Below are 15,529 nucleotides of genomic sequence, written 5' to 3' on the forward strand. Positions count from 1 at the left end.
ATATTTTACCAAAAACAAATAAATGACGATATGGCAGAAAAAATTTTATTATCTTATTGAAAATGATTAAGTTTGTGATCTTCAAAATTCCTCACATGAATCCCGAAATTGCTACCTATATCGGATATTCCGCTTCCCTTTTTATTGTGCTGAGCTTCATACTGAAAGACATAAGGAAAATCAGAATTGTCAACATGATCGGCTGTATCTGTTTTGTCATTTATGGAATCTTCAGCGGAATGCTTTGGCCTGTCATCATACCCAACGGCTTAATCTGTTTTATTCAGATTTACCATTTGCTCAACGGAAAAAAGGGCTGATGCGTAAGAAAATTATTACGTCTGCTTTCAGTAATTTATCCACAGATCAGCGCATTGAAAAGATATGCAGAACTTTGTACGAAAATGGCTACGAGATAGAATTGCTGGGGAATAACTGGGGTGGTGCAGAGAAAATGTCCAGACCTTACAAGGTTTCAAGAATACCTTTAATCTCCACGAGTTTAAAAACTGCTTATTTTGAATTCAACTGGAAATTATACCGTGAATTAAAGAGAAAAGCGGATAAGAGTACAGTTCTGCACGCCAATGACTTGGATGCACTGCTTCCAAATTATTGGCTGGCTAAAAAACTAGGTATTCCCCTGGTTTTCGACAGTCATGAAATCTTCTCGGAAATGCCTGCCATTCAGGGTAAAATGTCACAGAAACTGTGGAGATATCTTGAAAAGAAAATGGTGCCGGATATACAGTTTATGATAACGGCAAGTTCCGGATATGCAGATTGGTTCAAAAATAAGTACAACGTTGATGCTACTGTCGTTCAGAATGCTCCGAGAAAATTATCCGGAAGTATCGAAATACCTGAAAATAAGCCCAGAATCCTACTGTATCAGGGAGTAATCAACCCGTTCCGTGGGATCGATAAAGCGATTTTGGCAATGCATCACTTGGATAATATTATTTTTAAGATTGCCGGTGACGGCCCTATGAAAAAAGAATATGAAGACCTGGTTACCAGAGAAAACCTTCAGCATAAAGTTTGTTTTTTGGGGAAATTACTTCCTGAAGATCTAAGAAAAATAACGCCGACGGCAGATTGCGGCATGAGCATCGAAGAAAATGGTGGGGAAAGCTATTTTTATTCCTTACCTAATAAAGTTTTGGATGGTATCCAGGCACGGATTCCGTTGATACTGTCAAATCTTCCTGAAATGCAGAATATTAAGCGACAATTTGACATTGGTGAAATTATTAAAGACCATCGACCGGAAAGTATTGCAGAAGCAATCCGGAAAGTTTTGGATAAAGGAAGAAAAAATTATCTGCCTGAACTTGATAAAGCGGCGGATTTTCTCTGTTGGGAGAATGAAGAAATAAAATTATTAAAGATTTTTGATAAGGCTTCAGCTTCTTTATGAGCTGATAGATCAAAAAACCTCGGCGGTATCAATATCATCTTATTTGCCCTGATGTATTCCTTCAGGTCTAAAGCATAAATTAGTATCTTTGCAGAAAGTATAAAAATGACCATTAAAGAAAAACAGCAGGAGCTTATTGAGGAATTTGCGTTTCTTGAGGATTGGGAGCAGAAATATGAATATATCATCGACCTCGGAAAGGAGCTGAAAGGACTTGCTGAAGATAAAAAAAATGATGAAAATTTAATTAAAGGCTGCCAGAGTAAAGTTTGGATCGATGCGGAATTTAAAGATGGGAAACTTTTTTTCGAGGCTGATTCCGACGGAATTTTACCTAAGGGAATTGTGTCTTTGCTGGTAAGCATCTACAGTGGTCATTCTACACAGGAAATCTTGGATTCTGATTTCGAATTTATTTCTGAAATCGGGTTGCAGGAATTTCTCTCTCCTTCCAGAGCCAACGGATTAATGGCGATGACAAAACAAATAAAGTTCTATGCAGTTGCCTACCAACTGAAATCATAATTGTGACCAGAATCTTAGCATATCGTTTTTCCGCTTTTGGTGACGTTGCAATGACCGCACCTGTTTTCCGTGAGTTTTTAGAACAAAATCCGGAGGTGGAAATCATTATGGTTTCCAGAAGCAATTTTGAGAATTTATTTGCTGATATACCCAATGTTATATTCAAAGGAATCAACTTGGATGATTATAAGGGTTTCTTTGGATTAAACAGGCTTGCGAATGAGCTCATTAAAGAATTCAGGCCGGATTTAATCGCCAATCTTCATGATGTTATCAGGACTAAAGTTTTAGATAAAATTTATAGGAGAAAGGGGTTTAAAGTATTTAAGATCAATAAAGGAAAAGAGGAGAAAGAACATTTAACCGACATCTGGAATCTCAATAAAGTTCAGCTGAAAAAAACAACAGAGCGGTATGCGGATGTTTTTCGTGAAATGGGCTTTAATGTAGTATTATCTCATCGGCTGAGACCGACCTCCACATCTAAATCCGGGATTGGTTTTGCACCTTTTGCCCAGCATAAAGGAAAAATGCTGCCGTTGGAAAAATCTTACGAATTAGTAAGAATATTGGCTCAAAAGCATAAAATCTATTTCTTCGGAGGCGGAAAACAAGAGACTGAAACCCTGGAAAGATGGGAAAGGGAAATACCCAACACCCAAAGTCTGTCAGGAAAACTGAGCCTTAAGGAGGAACTCAATAAAATTTCTGAACTGGAACTCATGATCTCTATGGACTCTGCCAATATGCATCTGGCAAGTCTCATGGGAACCAGATGCATCTCTATCTGGGGATCTACTCATCCTTACGCAGGGTTCTTAGGCTTTGGACAGAATGAGGAGGATGTGGTTCAGGTAAAGGATCTTACCTGCAGGCCATGTTCTGTTTTTGGTGATAAAGAATGTTATCGCGGTGACTGGGCTTGTCTGGAAGAGCTTAACCTACAGAAAATTATACAGAAAATTTAAATAAATGCCGTTTTATCATTGTAAAACGGCATTTTTGTTTCTTTTTATTATTTGGAATTGTTTTTAATAAAAGATTTTAATCCGTATTATTAATTGTGGGCAGATCCCTTTAATGTACAGGAATAGCTATTGTATTTTTTATCCTTTTCTGTTTGGCGAGATAGACTTCTTTTGTTTTCGTATCAGTCAGTTTGATATAATCTCCTGACCGGTCTATTTTTAAAACTATTTTCTCACTGTTTTTTGAGTTTGTAAGCGTAATGATGTCATCTTTAATGGTAGGCTTTAAAAGTGCTTTTCTGTCTTCTGTACCAACTCCCGGATTCATTTGAAAGAAAGCTTCTTCATTACTGAGAAAAACCAAAACTTTTGAATGAGCCTGCTGAGGTTTAGTAACACTTTTGCTTTTGTACTCATATGCCTTCGCGTTAGTAAAATCAGAATCAGTAAATTTTGATGGTTTCAGCACTTCCGGAGCATCTGCCTTTATGACTTCCTGAGAATAATAAGTGGCAAAGGGTAAGCATATGACCAGCAGGATATATAATTGTTTCATTATTATCTTAGATTGTTACATTTTACTTCAGCTCAGAAAAAGAACTGCTGTATCGGAAAACTTCAAAAGAATCGGAGCCTTTGGGCTTGTGTAAAATAATATAATTGGAATTCAGCATTCCTTCTTTTTTGTCTTCAGCGGATAATACACCCATGCCCTTATTTTGAGAAATATTTTCCAAAGCAACGGCTCTTCCGTGTCCCAGTATTTTTATGGTAAATTCATTAAAATCAGGAAGTAAGTCTTTGTGAGAGGAAAAATAATTTTTAAGATTTTCATTGTATTTTTTCTGGCCCTCTTCAGAAAGTCCGTCTGCAATAAAAAGATCGTTTTTAGCTTTAGAAATTTCTTTCATAAACTGATCTCCGTTTCCTGAATGCAGAAGATTTCTCAGTTCATCATATTTTGCAAAAACCTCATCGTGCAGCTTGCTTTTATCCATCTTTGAAATATCCTGAGAGTTATTCAGGTTGTTGATTCCGGGAGTGGCTTCTGCGTCAAACTCCCATTTAAACTCATAGGAAGGAACCGGCTTTTCAAGCTTTGGAAATTCAAGTTTTTTTACTTCCTGGATGTTATTGTAATCTTTATTCTGAAGAAGGTAAATTCCCGTATTTCTGCTTATTTCATTCAGGATTTCCGAAGTTATTTCTTTCTGATTTTTATTAGCTGAAATCTTTATCCGTACTTCCTGTTTTCCATTGGAGAAAATATATTGATTCAGTTTATAGGGCCCGGGAATTCCGTTATTTTCGTGGGATTGTCCCACGAGGAAATCATTTAAATATATTTCGTAGTCTACATTTCTTATTTCATGATTAAGAAGGTATGATTTCATTGATGGTATTTTTTTTGTGATATTTTGTTCGTTTGCAGGCTGATTGCTTTCTTTTTTTCATTGCCGCAGCATACAAACAGTAAGGTACAAGAGGTAACTGTTAATAAAAAATGTCTCATTATTTTATTTCTCCTTTATTTTTAAAAATATTAATCTTGTCTTCGTAATCAGGAATGAGTTGTACTGTTTTAGCATCACTTTTGTCGGAATATCCTGCTTCTGCCCATACTTTTAAAGTAACGCCGGCAAAATAAAAATCTGCATCCCAGTCATTATTTTTCCCGAAGTTTTTTCCCAAGGTAAGCGTTACGCTTGTGTTGGCTTCTGCCCCGATACCTGCTCCCAGAGATTTCTTTTTGTTCTCTTCCGCATCAAAAGACTTGTTTTTCTCTGCTTTTACATATATTTTAAGAGAAAAACTGGCATGCAGCACTCCCTTTAATTCTCCCTGTAAAGCAATACTGCCACTAAACGCTTCATCTGCAAAATTATATTTAATATTCGCAGGCGTAGATTCTCCGTCTTTAGAATCTGCCCCCACCAGTGTAATTGCAGCAGAGAGTTCAAAATACAATTCATAATTAACTTCCACCCGGCCGCCACTAAAAAGATTGGCAAGCCAGGATACAAGATCCAGCGCATCAATAATGGCTCCCCATGGCTTAAATTTACTTCCCAGTGCTAAGATATCTAATTTTACTTTAGCACCGATAATGGGATCTGCAACAATTCTGCCTTCTAACTCTGCTGTAATATGACCTGCCTTAGAAACTCCATATCCTATCCCCAGACCGACACCGATACTTGGAGGGTTAAGCTCAAAGCTCATAGGAAGTGCATTTAACCTGGCCATAAGTCCTTTCTGAGTGGCCGGAGAAGTCTGGAGCCGTCTGTTTTCTGCCTGAGCATCAGAAACCCCCAGATCTCCGTCTACTTTATTGACAATCCAAAAAAGAGGCTTAAGCATCGTTCTGTATTTTTCAGCAAAATCATGGCCCAATTTTATAACGTCGTCTTCGCCACTTACTTCGCATTCTACATACAGGCCGAAAGATGTTTTTCTGCCTACGTAATGCTGTAAATGATTGGCCACTTTTTTATCAAGAATATCTTTTCTTGTACTGTTGTTCTGGGTATTGACTTTTCCTTCATTAAATCCGCTATAATACTCATCCAGTGGAGTTGTGGTGTTATAGTAAAGGGGAGTATCAATATTATAATTAAAATTAATCACCCATTTCATATCCGGGAATACCCGGACTCCGGCTATTTGATTGGGGTATCTGCAGGTTGTAACGGGAACGAAGTAGGTCTGATGAATCTGCTCTTTGTTAAAAAACTTCAATAAGTATCTTACAACCCAGGCATTTTTGAAATTATCATTTAAAAGACCTTTTGACATATATTCCTGTTTCCCGTACAGGTAATTATTAATTTTATCGTCGTAGGACTTATTATACTTATATTTAAGTTTTAATGTAATAGAATCGTTGCCCTCATCAATGATAAAATCCGTTCCTTCCTGCAGTCCCTGAATTCCCGAAACGGAGATTCCCTTAAAAACTTCCTGCACTTCTTTGGGTTGGGGAGTTCCTTTCATTTCCTGATCGGTAGGGACTTTCTGAATGCTGAGTTTCGGAGCCTTACTGGCATTGGAGGGATGATACACCAGCGGACCTCCCGGAGCAGGAGATTTTGCAAGATCCAGAACTCTCTGTATAAATAAGGTGGGATCTTGGGAAGGCCGGTATTGTCCGACAATCCAGTCCATTTTAAAAACGTCTTTAATTCCTTCATGGGGCTTTTCGTCATTCAGAATCATCTGACACAGATATCCGTTTTTAGCAGTTCGTACGTTCTCAGGGACGGCATCTTTAGACTGAAGATATTTTGCGGTAATTTTTACATCCTTTGCTTCTTTATCTCCTGCTACAATATCCACCCATCTTTTGGTGCTGTCCTTTACCTGATCGCCCGTACTGTACTCATTGAAAATCTCATGATCAGTTTCTCCGTCGTTAATGATAATTTTTGAATAGGCACAAGGATTTTTATCTTTATAATTATAGTCAATATCACCAATATACTGTATCATATTGGCTTTTTTCTGCTCCAGCCTGGCCATCACCATTTCCATTTCCTCATACTTTACCCAGAAAACAGGAGAAACATCCAGATCATCAAAATCTCTTTTAGATTCGGAAATTCTCCGGATCTGGCTGCTGTCCGGCTGATAGGTATATTCTTTTTTTGTTTTAGTATTGGTAATCTTTATATCGACAGAGTAGGCTTTTACTTTTTTGTCCTTAATATGGATGGTATCTTTCCAGTCGGGATTAATAAAGATGGGAAATTCATAGGCGATATTGGCTGTTCCAAGACTGATGTGGATGCTGCCTGCATCTTTTACAGTAGGAGAGTAGTCTACCAACTTTCCTTTTATAATAGGCTCTTCCAATAAAACTTTATGGTTTTCATCTGTAAGCTTTATCTCAACCTCCAAATGTTCAAAAGATGGCTCTTCTTCTATTTTTCCGTACTTCGCTTTATACTGATCACTGATTTTGAGAGGGAGCATATGGGTCGCCACATGAAATTTAATAACCTCACCGTAAGAATAATAGCCATCATTGATCTTAAACTCTTTGATTTCGGGATCTACATTCTGCTTGTCAAAATATGCTAAATAAACTTTCGGTTTATCAATGGTCAGGAAGTGAAAATTTAAGCCTTTTCCCGGGATATGGCTGAAAACTTCCATTCTATGGTAATTCCCAAGCCAGACATCATGTTCGTTAGGGGTAATCTCTATCGCCGAACCCTGTTTATACTGATCATCAATTCCCAAATATTTTACAGAAACATCTCCGCCACCCAAATCTGCCCATAAGGGAAGCTTTTCATTTTCAGGGGTTTTTAAGGCTTCTCCATAGAGATACGATAAAATAAAAGCCCATTTTGCTCCGTGTACTGTGGTCTGGGGATTGGTGGTCTTTGATCCCAGAATGTTCGCATTGTTTTCCAGTACAAACCGATGGGTTTTTCCACTGAGAAGATAAACGACCACATCGGGAACTACGGTGAACTCCTTTCTTCCGTCTATCTCGTGATAGCAGGCCTTTATTCCTTTCAAAATATCTTCCATTTTATCTTGCATTTAACAGATCGTAAGGATAAGTAAGGGCATTATTTTTTAAATTCAGGACAGGATTGATATGAGACTGTAATTCTTCATCTCCATTCTGAATACTGCTTTCGGAAGGCTCCCCGATCTGCCCGGTTTTCAAAATGCTGATGCAGTCTTTTCCGCCAATAGGACAGGTGGCCTTGCTGTCTTCCAGTAAAATAAATCCGTCAGGGGGAGAGTATTTTTCTTTTTCATAGTAGCCGCTCCATTCTGTAACACTGGCTGTGCAGGGGCTGTTGTTCATCTTTTTACAGGAGCCGAATGTGTTTTTTTCGAAAGTAAGGCCTATATCTTTATGAGTAGCAGCCAATTTCGAACTGCCGTTAAAGTCATTAATGAAGTACTTCTGCTGGGTAAGTACTTTTAGTTTGTCCGGAGTAGTACCAAACTGACATTGGCACAAGGCTCCCTGTACTACCTTTTGTTTTAAGGACATATTAATATAATTTTGTGTGGTAGGTAAATTTAGTGTTTTTTATTCAAACAGGATTTTTACCAGTCGTTTTCATACCTGTTTTTATAAAATCCCCATGGATTAGGCTCAGAGACGACCATTCCGCCTGTGATAAAGGGGCTGTCCCTGTCTAGTTTTCGGTCTTTATATTCTCCGGTATTTTCCTGAAATTGGGTATAATTGATCCTTTTGATGAAAATTTTATTTCCTGCCCAGTCTTTTGTGTAAACTTCAAAATAGGCCTGAATATGCATTGGAAAATGATGATAAACGTCCATGTCAAAAATAACTTTTAGAGACATAAAGCAGCTTTGGTGGGTATAATGACGAGGGATAAAATATGGATGCGCAGCCATCTCGTTACTGTTAAATTCTATAACAAAAGAATGGTATTTTGTGGGGATTTTATGAATTAACTGCGTTCCTGAAAATTTTACAGGAGGTCTGTAAGGAATAACGGATAGGTTTAATGAAGTTTCGGTTGTTCTGAATTCGCCATAATCAATAAATTTAGGATGGAAAAACAGATTCCAAAACCAATCGTATTTTAAACTCCTTTCTACACTCGTTTTATCAGACAGCTTTTTATCAGCAGCAGCAAAAAAACTGTACAGAGAGTCACTTTGATGATTTTGTACTATCTTTTGTTTTTCCAGCTCCCACCGGGACATCGTTTCTTTATGGTTAAGTATTTCACTTGTGGTCAGTCCTTTCTCATTAATAACGGTCTGAAGCGGATACAACGCTTTCGATATTGATTCTCCCAATATCTCGTTAATACGGTCTGGCTGGTGCTGATTGTAATAGATGTTTTCCTTATGAACCGTCAAGGTCCCTCGGTTATATTCCAGGCTCAACTCCACATTTATATCATAATCTATTCTTTTTGAGGGGATTTCTTCGTTTTCTGAAAAGTATTTTACAGTAATACCATATTTTCTTTGAGTTAACCCAAAAGGTTTTATTCTAAGGCTGTTAAGTCTTCTCAGAATTTCCTTTTTTGACATTAATACGTCCATGGCTGATTCATTTTTTATTCAACACTATTTCTACATCTGAACCGAAAAATAGGGATATAAAGAAAATAGAAATAATTTCTTCATGAGTTTTCGATTGGTTATTATAAAAATAAAAAAATCTCTCAGAAGTCTGAGAGATTTTGTGGGCCCTGAGGGATTCGAACCCCCGACCCTCTGGGTGTAAACCAGATGCTCTGAACCAACTGAGCTAAGAGCCCGATTTTTTTTGAAAGGTTTCGTTTCCTTTTTGTGGGTCCTGAGGGATTCGAACCCCCGACCCTCTGGGTGTAAACCAGATGCTCTGAACCAACTGAGCTAAGAACCCTCTTTATCGTTGTTTCCTCGATTAGAGTGGTGCAAATATACGACTTATTTGGAAATCTCCAAATTTTTTTCTAAAAATTCTCCGACTACAAAGTTGCTTCCGCCGATAAAAATCATTTCTTCATTTGTACATTCCTCTTTTGCAGAAAGATACGCATCCTGTACCGTGTCGAAAATTTTGTAAGAAATTTTTGCATTCACCAGAAGATTTTCATACTCCTGAGGCGGCCTTCCCCTGTGGATCGCCGGTTTTGCAAAATAAAATTCAGAATCGTCCGGTAATATATTCATCACCTCATCTATTTTTTTATCATTTACAAAACCTAAAATAATATGTTTGTGTTTATTTATTGAATTTAACTGGTCAAAAACATAGGCTAAACCTGCCTGGTTGTGTCCGGTGTCACAAATGATCAGTGGGTTTTTTGAAAATTCAAACCAACGGCCGATAAATTTTGTATTCTGATGAACGTGTAAAAGGCCTTCTTCAATACTTCGATCAGAAATAACGATATTTAATTTTCTTAGTTCTTCAATTAAAGCAAGAACGGTTTTGATATTTTTTTTCTGGTAATTTCCTTTCAGATCGGATGACAAATCCGTGGTCAGCAGACTTGCATCCACGAAGGGAGCATTCTCTTCAATGGCTTTGCTTCTGATAATCTCTTTTACTGTTTCATTGTCATCTCCGGAGATGATGGATATACCGGGCTTAATTATTCCCGCTTTTTCACCTGCAATTTCTTCGATGGTATTTCCCAGGATATTCTGATGGTCGAGCTCTACATTAGTAATTGCGGCAACTAAAGGGGTGATAATGTTGGTAGAATCCAATCTCCCTCCCAAGCCTACTTCAATGATAGCAAAATCTGCATTTTTTTGGTGAAAATACTCAAAAGCCATAATCGTGGTAAATTCGAAAAACGAAGGAAGAATATCTTTCGGAAGGTTTTTAAGCTTCTGGATAAAATTATATACAAATTCCTTATCACAATTTTCACCGTTTATTTTGATACGTTCTGTAAAATCAATAAGATGGGGTGAATTATATAAACCTGTTTTGTAACCTTCTTCCTGCAGTACTGAAGCGAGCATATTGCTTGAGGAACCTTTCCCGTTTGTGCCGCCAATGTGGATACATTTAATTTTTTTTTGAGGATTATCAAAAAAATCACAGAGCCTTTTAATATTATCCAAACCAGGCTTATAAGCTTTCTCTCCATCGATCTGATAATTCGGAGCCTGTACAAAGAGCCATTCTACAGCTTCCTGATATTGTTCGTTTGTCATGATGCAAAATTCTTAAAAGTTTTTAAAATAAAATATTAATTTTTTGAAACTGTAACTTTTTTATATTTGACACGTCTAATCATGGAAAAATCTCATATGAAAAAAGTTTTGATTATTATTTTAGGATTATCCTGTCTGGGAATCGGCGCCCAGGAAAAATGGTCTCTGAGAGAATGTATAGACTATGCGGTAAAGCATAATCTTCAGGTAATCCAAAACGAATACTCAAAACAGATTCAGGACTCTAACCTCAGAATTGCGCAGAAAAGCTATCTCCCGTCTGTATCTGCTAATGTAGGAAATACGGTAAGTTTCGGTCAGACCTCATTCGGTACGGGAAGTTTGCGAAATGACAGATTCAGTAACAGTGCCAATATTGCTGCTGATGTTTTGCTGTATAATAACGGAAGGCTGGATAAGACGATCCGCAAGACGGAATTTGATGTAGAGGCAAGCCAATATGATATTGAAACCATCAGGAATGATATTTCTCTGCAGATTGCACAGCAATATCTTACCACTTTACTGAATAAAGAAATCGTAAAGATAGCTGAAGCAGCCGTAGAAAATGCTCAGAAACAATATGACAGGGCAAAGATAACAACGAAGGTAGGAACAACGGCTCAAACCGTTTTGGCAGAAGCAGAAGCGGCCCTTGCAAGAGAGAAACAAAACCGCAAAACTGCGGAAATTAATGTAGGAAGAAGCTTATTCGCACTTGCCCAGCTTTTACAACTGGAGGAATATAAAGATTTTGATGTGGAAAATGTAGAGGTTCCAGATCAGCTGGCTCCCCAGCTCAGAACTGTGGATGAAGTCCTGACTACTGCTTATGATACCCAGCCTCAGATAAAAGCGGCGGAAAGCAGAATAAAATCGGCAGAAGCACAGACCGAAGTTACGAGAACCTCTTTTTGGCCTACCCTCTCTGCAAGTGTGGGCATCGGATCTTTCTACAATAACCTCTTGACCACCAATACAACAGGGATAGACGCCGCCGGGAACATTATTACGGAAAGAAATTTATTCGGACAGTATAAGGATAACTTTGGACAGCAGGCTGCCATATCCTTAAATATTCCTATTTTCAATAAAGGAATTACCAGACTGCAGGTGGAACAGTCCAAAATTAACGAAAGCATTGCCAAAACAACTTTAGAGCAGCAAAGACAGATCGTTCGTCAAAACGTACAGAAAGCTCAGTTTGATGTGGATGCCAACTACGAAATTTACCTTTCTTCCGTAGAAACCGAAAAAAGTACAAAACTGGCATTGGATTTTGCAGATAAAAGCTATGCTGCGGGTAGATCTACCATCTATGATGTCAATATAGCAAGGAATAATTATGCTAATGCACAGGGCTCTGTAGCGCAGGCAAGATTTAACTATATTTTCAGTCTTAAATTATTGAATTTCTATGCGGGAATTCCTCTAAGTTTATAAAATGTCCATTCAATCATTAGAAAAATATTTACCGCCCAATACATTAGAATATTTAAAACTGTGGTTTGCCGATCATTATATTCATATAAAGATCACGCGAAACAGGAATTCCAAATTGGGAGATTACCGGAAGCTTCCGGATAAGTCCCACGAAATTACCATCAATTCGACTCTTGTTCCGGAGCTTTTTTTCTTCGTGCTTACCCATGAACTTGCCCATCTCATTGCTTTTGAAAAGTATGGCAGAAGAATCTCTCCTCATGGTAATGAGTGGAAGCTTACATTCAGGGAAATGTTGCTGGAAAGTCTCAGTATATATGACGAAAAGCTCCGCCCCATCATCATCCAATTTTCAAAATCTCCAAAGGCCAATTTTATGTCCAGCCCGGATTTGGTTAAATATTTTCATATTGAAAAACAAGATGATACCCTTCAGTTTATTGAAACCCTTCAGAAAGGAGATTTTTTTATGTATCGAAATGAAAAGTATTTATTAGAAGGTCTGATTAAAAAAAACTATCTTTGTAAGAACCTGGCTACAGGAAGAAAGTATTCTTTCAAACCATTAGCGAGGGTAGAAAAATGTAGTTAAACATGTCAAGATCAGATAAATACTGTGTGATTATGGCTGGAGGGATCGGTAGCAGATTCTGGCCCATGAGTACGCAGAAATTTCCAAAACAATTTCAGGATATTTTAGGGACGGGACGTACAATGATACAGCAGACCTATGACAGGATCAGTAAAATGATTCCGGATGAGAATATATTCGTCATTACCAATAAAGAATACGTTACGCTTTCTCATCAGCAGCTTCCTGAAATTCCTGAAGAAAATATAGTGGGGGAACCGATGGCGAAAAATACAGCCGCCTGTAATCTCTATATGGTAAACAAAATTGCCGAAATAGATCCTGATGCGACCATGATTGTCCTTCCTGCAGATCATCTTATTCTGAAAGAAGAGATTTTTCTTCAAAAGGCAGAAATTGCCTTTGACCTGGCGTCACAAAACGATTACTTAGTGACCTTAGGAATAACTCCTACGAGACCGGATACAGGGTACGGATATATTCAGTTGGTGGAAAAAGAAGGATCAGATTATTTCAAAGTAAAAACGTTTACGGAGAAACCTATTCTTGAACTTGCACAGAATTTTCTTGAAAGCGGTGATTTTATCTGGAATGCTGGAATTTTTATCTGGAATGTGAAATCGATAAAGCATGCTTTTGAAATGCATCTTCCGGAGATGACGCAACAGTTTATGTCCTGTGAATATAATTCTGAAAGTGAAAGTAGCTGTATTGAAATTATTTATCCTAAAGTTCAGAAAATTTCTATTGATAACGGTATTCTCGAAAAAGCTAAAAATGTATATGTAATTCCTGCAGATCTCGGGTGGAGTGATCTCGGAACATGGACTTCGGTTTATGAAAATACAGAAAAGGATGAAAATCAGAACGCAATCAATCAAAAATATCTTCTGACATACAATTCCGAAGGAAATCTCGTTCATATTAAAACCAACAACAAAATGGTAGTGATTGATGGACTGAAAGATTATATTGTCGTAGATACGGATAAGGTGCTTCTTATCTGTCCGCGGGATCATGATCAGCTGATAAAGGATTATGTTTTAGATCTTAAAAACTTCAAAAAAGGAGAAAAGTTCATGTAGCAACCTGTATGTTTACCCATTATGAACAGTTTAAAACTCAAATTTCCGGTACTTATCCTGATGCTTTCAGGAGTGTTTTTATTTTCCCAGGAGAAAATGAAATTTTCAGGAATTCCGAATATTCTCCAACGAATCGAACCGAATGGCAAAGTAGACTTCTGGGTGCTGGTTTATAATTCTTACGGGAAAGATAAAGAAATAAAGACTTCAGGAAGCAAGAAGACTTATATTCCTCAGTTTTCAGGATTCGACCTTTTTCCAAGTGAAGACAGTTTTTATTATATTGCTTATTCACAGGCAGGAAAGATGAATTATGTGCTGGACCTGCCCGGTCTTAAAACATTCATCGGAAAGGTAGATAATGTAGAGGAAGCAGCTATTGACGCTACGATAGAAGGATATTTTGTAGATGAGGAGTTTAAAGATATGGCGGGAAATTATTATGAAGATAAATCCAATTATTATCTGGAACTTGGGAAACTTACTTCCACAGAATGTCCATACCAGAAAACGCATTATACGTTAACAGTAAGCAAATCTTCAGGAAATGTAACAGACGTAAAAGATAACGGGACCTATATTGAGCTTTACAATAAAAAGTGCACGAATAATCCGAGGCTTTTAAAACTTGAGAAAAAAAACGAACCAAAAGATGAGCCTAAAAAATCTACAAAACGCCGATAGTTTTTATGAAACGGAAAGACTGATCATTCGTCCGATGTCATTGGAGGATGGTGAATTTATTTTTGATCTTTACAACAGGCCCAAGTTTATAGAATTTATCGGTAACCGTGGTATTAATACGGTTGCAGATGCTGAAAATTATATCAGGAACAAATTTCTGCCTCAGTTTCAAAGACGGGGATTCGGAAACTATCTGGTCGTAACAAAGGATCACAATAAAAAGATAGGGGGCGTAGGAATATTTGAAAGGGAAGGACTGGATATTGTAGATATAGGCTTTTCTCTTTTAGATGAATTTGAAGGCAAAGGATATGCCTATGAAGCTGCTTCAAAAGTAAAATCGATCGGAATGGATGATTTTGGGTTAACAAAAATCTCTGCGATCACGTCAAAAAATAATTTTTCTTCTCAGAAGCTGATCGAAAAGTTAGGGCTGAAATTTCAGAAATATGTTACGCTTCCCAATGAAGATGAGGAACTGATGTACTTCGAAACTGAATAGCTTCCCCTTTTACATCGAAGGGCAGCTTTAAGAATCGTAGAACAACCAGGTTTGCCATGCCGAAGATCAGGTAAAATCCAATCTGAAATCTGAATTTCAGCATGACAAATAGTGGTAAAAAACACCGGTTTAGTACTTGTTAATGAAACAGATAAATGAACAGAAGCAAAGTTATCCTTCTAAAATCTGCTGCGCTGCGGTCTTTGAAGTCACTTTTTCAATGACTCTTTCACAGATTCCCTTTTCATCGAAAATAAATGTTGTCCGTACAATTCCCATATAGGTTTTTCCAAAGGTCTTTTTCTCTTTCCATACTCCGAATTTTTCAATAATATCATGGGTTTCATCAGCAATAAGATCATAAGGAAAAGCAAACTTGCTGTGAAAGTTTTTCTGCTTTTTTACACCGTCTCCGCTTATTCCCAATAACTGAAATCCGGCTTCTTCCAGTTGAAAATAATGGTCGCTCAGATTACAGGCTTCTACCGTACAGGTAGGGGTGCTTGCCTGAGGATAAAAGAAAACGACAAGTTTTCTACCTGAGAATTGGGATGAGCGTACCGTTTCGCCATCCTGATTGATTCCTTCGAATTCCGGTAATTTGTCTCCGATTTTCAGCATAATAAATTAATTTTGTTCAAA

16 protein-coding genes and 2 tRNA genes are annotated in these 15,529 nt (G+C 37.6%); 9 read left to right on the forward strand and 9 right to left on the reverse strand.

The features are described 5' to 3' along the window. Positions 1-95: 95 nt before the first annotated feature. The 4 genes from ODZ84_RS14345 (at position 96) to ODZ84_RS14360 (ending at position 2,913) form a co-directional block, all read left to right on the forward strand. Positions 96-320, forward strand: a complete 225-nt coding sequence (locus tag ODZ84_RS14345) for a uroporphyrinogen decarboxylase (protein WP_266173057.1) — start codon at positions 96-98, stop codon at positions 318-320. Next, a complete protein-coding gene (locus tag ODZ84_RS14350; RefSeq protein ID WP_266173058.1) occupies positions 320-1,420 on the forward strand; it encodes a glycosyltransferase in 1,101 nt (366 codons plus the stop codon). The genes ODZ84_RS14345 and ODZ84_RS14350 overlap by 1 nt, the downstream gene beginning before the upstream one ends. 105 nt (positions 1,421-1,525) lie before the next feature. Beyond that, on the forward strand, positions 1,526-1,945 hold the full coding sequence (locus ODZ84_RS14355) for a SufE family protein (protein WP_266173059.1): 420 nt from the start codon (positions 1,526-1,528) through the stop codon (positions 1,943-1,945). Between the two features lie 2 nt (positions 1,946-1,947). Next, entirely contained in the window at positions 1,948-2,913 is a 966-nt protein-coding gene (locus tag ODZ84_RS14360) for a glycosyltransferase family 9 protein (RefSeq protein ID WP_266173060.1), read from the forward strand. Positions 2,914-3,022: 109 nt separating this feature from the next. Here the strand turns inward: ODZ84_RS14360 and ODZ84_RS14365 are convergent, their stop codons facing one another. The 8 genes from ODZ84_RS14365 to ODZ84_RS14400 form a co-directional block, all read right to left on the reverse strand. Beyond that, on the reverse strand, positions 3,023-3,469 hold the full coding sequence (locus ODZ84_RS14365; protein WP_266173061.1) for a hypothetical protein: 447 nt from the start codon (positions 3,467-3,469) through the stop codon (positions 3,023-3,025). A gap of 22 nt (positions 3,470-3,491) precedes the next feature. Further along, positions 3,492-4,307 (reverse strand): hypothetical protein, encoded by an 816-nt coding sequence (locus tag ODZ84_RS14370; RefSeq protein ID WP_266173062.1) that lies wholly within the window; start codon positions 4,305-4,307, stop codon positions 3,492-3,494. 118 nt (positions 4,308-4,425) lie between these two features. Beyond that, a complete protein-coding gene (locus tag ODZ84_RS14375; RefSeq protein ID WP_266173063.1) occupies positions 4,426-7,452 on the reverse strand; it encodes a hypothetical protein in 3,027 nt (1,008 codons plus the stop codon). Position 7,453: 1 nt separating this feature from the next. Then, on the reverse strand, positions 7,454-7,930 hold the full coding sequence (locus ODZ84_RS14380) for a DUF4280 domain-containing protein (RefSeq protein ID WP_266173064.1): 477 nt from the start codon (positions 7,928-7,930) through the stop codon (positions 7,454-7,456). Positions 7,931-7,986: 56 nt separating this feature from the next. Next, positions 7,987-8,967 carry a hypothetical protein gene (locus ODZ84_RS14385; RefSeq protein WP_266173066.1) on the reverse strand — a complete coding sequence of 327 codons (981 nt, stop codon included), beginning with the start codon at positions 8,965-8,967 and terminating at the stop codon, positions 7,987-7,989. A gap of 143 nt (positions 8,968-9,110) precedes the next feature. Continuing rightward, positions 9,111-9,185 (reverse strand) — tRNA-Val (locus tag ODZ84_RS14390). A 32-nt stretch (positions 9,186-9,217) separates the two neighbouring features. After that, positions 9,218-9,292, reverse strand: a tRNA-Val gene (locus ODZ84_RS14395). A 44-nt stretch (positions 9,293-9,336) separates the two neighbouring features. Further along, entirely contained in the window at positions 9,337-10,581 is a 1,245-nt protein-coding gene (locus ODZ84_RS14400) for a bifunctional folylpolyglutamate synthase/dihydrofolate synthase (protein WP_266173067.1), read from the reverse strand. Positions 10,582-10,677: 96 nt separating this feature from the next. Between ODZ84_RS14400 and ODZ84_RS14405 the strand changes: the two genes are divergently transcribed. The 5 genes from ODZ84_RS14405 to ODZ84_RS14425 are packed head-to-tail and all read left to right on the forward strand — an operon-like array spanning position 10,678 to position 14,887. Further along, positions 10,678-12,024, forward strand: coding sequence for a TolC family protein (locus ODZ84_RS14405; RefSeq protein ID WP_266173068.1), 1,347 nt, complete (start codon positions 10,678-10,680; stop codon positions 12,022-12,024). A gap of 1 nt (position 12,025) precedes the next feature. Further along, complete coding sequence (locus ODZ84_RS14410; RefSeq protein WP_266173069.1) at positions 12,026-12,616, forward strand: SprT-like domain-containing protein; 591 nt, start codon at positions 12,026-12,028, stop codon at positions 12,614-12,616. A 2-nt stretch (positions 12,617-12,618) separates the two neighbouring features. Further along, positions 12,619-13,701, forward strand: a complete 1,083-nt coding sequence (locus tag ODZ84_RS14415) for a mannose-1-phosphate guanylyltransferase (protein ID WP_266173070.1) — start codon at positions 12,619-12,621, stop codon at positions 13,699-13,701. Positions 13,702-13,722: 21 nt separating this feature from the next. Then, positions 13,723-14,385, forward strand: a complete 663-nt coding sequence (locus ODZ84_RS14420) for a hypothetical protein (protein WP_266173071.1) — start codon at positions 13,723-13,725, stop codon at positions 14,383-14,385. Continuing rightward, a complete protein-coding gene (locus tag ODZ84_RS14425) occupies positions 14,354-14,887 on the forward strand; it encodes a GNAT family N-acetyltransferase (RefSeq protein ID WP_266173072.1) in 534 nt (177 codons plus the stop codon). Before ODZ84_RS14420 ends, ODZ84_RS14425 begins: the two co-directional genes overlap by 32 nt. Before the next feature lie 171 nt (positions 14,888-15,058). Here the strand turns inward: ODZ84_RS14425 and bcp are convergent, their stop codons facing one another. After that, positions 15,059-15,508, reverse strand: a complete 450-nt coding sequence (gene bcp / locus ODZ84_RS14430) for a thioredoxin-dependent thiol peroxidase (RefSeq protein ID WP_266173073.1) — start codon at positions 15,506-15,508, stop codon at positions 15,059-15,061. Between the last annotated feature and the right edge of the window lie 21 nt (positions 15,509-15,529).

It is taken from the genome of Chryseobacterium fluminis, assembly GCF_026314945.1.
Lineage (GTDB): Bacteria > Bacteroidota > Bacteroidia > Flavobacteriales > Weeksellaceae > Chryseobacterium > Chryseobacterium fluminis.